Consider the following 1,767-nt stretch of genomic DNA (forward strand, 5'->3'; position numbering starts at 1 on the left):
ATCTGGTTCTCGTACGTGCCACTGCTGGCGAGGTAAAAGCCCGAACCGCCAGGTGGCGGCTGATCCGCCGGATGACAGGCAGTTGGTGGCCCGTCAGCCACTTCGCCCTCCGCAGCGGCGAACTGGCCGTGATAGTGGACGTGCAGCTCTGCCTGTTGAGGCGCAGGCGCGGACGGCACGAGGGGTTCCGCATCGTCGCGGTCAAACCCGGTGACCTGCGCCCGCCTGACCGGGCGACGTCGGCAAGGTCGCCAAGTTGGGCTGGATGCGGTCGCGCTGGTCCGCTCCGTTCCCGACGGTGAAGTCGTACCGTGTCACCCGCGACCGCGCTGGCCGCCGGCATGTCCCGTTCGCCGCGATCCCCCCAACCGATCCCGCGCCGCGGCGGGAATCCGCCGGTGTTGATCGTGGGATTGCCGTGTCCGCTGCCCTGGCCCTGGGCGAGATGCTCACCGTATCGATGCTGTGCGGCACGGAACAGACGCGACTGCGTCGGCTACTGCGAAAACTCGCCTCCGCCAAGCGCGAATCGATCGTACGGGCTAAGCCCACGAGAAGGATCGGCACAAGGACCGGGTGGCGAAGACGAGCACCGATCTGGCCCCCGTGAGCTTCGATGTGATCGCCGTCGAGGACCTGAAGGCCGGGCATCTGACCCGCTCGGCTCGGGGACGATCGCATCCCATACAGTCGCCGCGCTCTCCACTGTCGGCCAAGACTGACGTGCCGCAACGCGCGCGTGAAGCCAGGGCCCGGCATGAACGTTCGAGCCAAGGCCCGGCTGACCGGTCGATCCTCGCGGCAGGCCGGGGCCAGCTCATCGACCGTCTGGAACACAAGGCTGCTGGCTGGGTGATCAAGGTCGGCCTCGCGTACACGAGCCAACGCTGCTCGGCGTGGGGATCGTGGATGCGAAGTTGCGCAAAAACCAAGCCATCTTCGCCTGCCGATCCTGCGGATACTCTGCCAACGCGACGTGAACCCGGCACGCAACATCAAACACCCGGCACGGCATGCCGTGCCTGCGCGGACCGGCCACGGTTGACGGGCCAGTGCACCGCGAACCCCAGCACGACCTCCTCCTCACCGGGTAGTTGCTGGTGGAATGCCCCGCCATCAGGCGCGGGAGGATGTCAACAGAGTGCTTCCGGTCACCCACCGGCCCCGTGCGGGCGCTAAGGGAGATTTCGCTCCGGGGCGAACTCTGCTTCTCACGAGCGACGGACTCGCGCTGGAAGGGGGCTCACGGCGAACTAACCGCTGCCGCACGCTTGGAAGAATGCCTCAAATCAATTGTTATTGGCAGGAATCCGTCTTGCTGGAGGAGGCTAGTACAAAGGACTATGAATCAACCCCTTTCGGGGGGGAGCATGGCAGAAACACTAGGGTGCGGTCGGACGTCTCGTCCTTCACAGGGCGAGACGTCCGCACCCTTGTCGCATGGTGTTCGCCCACGCGACGGCGCGGCGCAGCGGGGCGGGACCCTCGACGACGGCGCCAGAATCGCAACGTCTCGCGTACAGAGGATCAAAGGCCAAGGTTACCGACCGAGCGAGTGTTTGAGCAGGTGAGCGGCCCAGCCGGGTCGTCACCCTGGCACTTCATTTTCTGTAGCTTTGCATCAAAATTTTTCGGGGGCCCGCTTGGCGTATGGGTCGTGGTGATCTGACGAACTCCGAGTGGGAACGTCTCAAGCCGCTGCTGCCCGCGGGCGGCACGCGTGGTGGCCGCTGGAGCGACCATCGAACGGTGATCAACGCTGTGCTC

1 pseudogene is annotated in these 1,767 nt (G+C 65.5%); it reads left to right on the forward strand.

Annotated elements, in window-relative coordinates:
- Nucleotides 1-1,650: 1,650 nt before the first annotated feature.
- Nucleotides 1,651-1,767: pseudogene (locus ACTWPW_RS63985) on the forward strand (IS5/IS1182 family transposase); the annotation flags it as partial.

The organism is Nonomuraea sp. KM90 (genome assembly GCF_052246675.1).
Lineage (GTDB): Bacteria > Actinomycetota > Actinomycetes > Streptosporangiales > Streptosporangiaceae > Nonomuraea.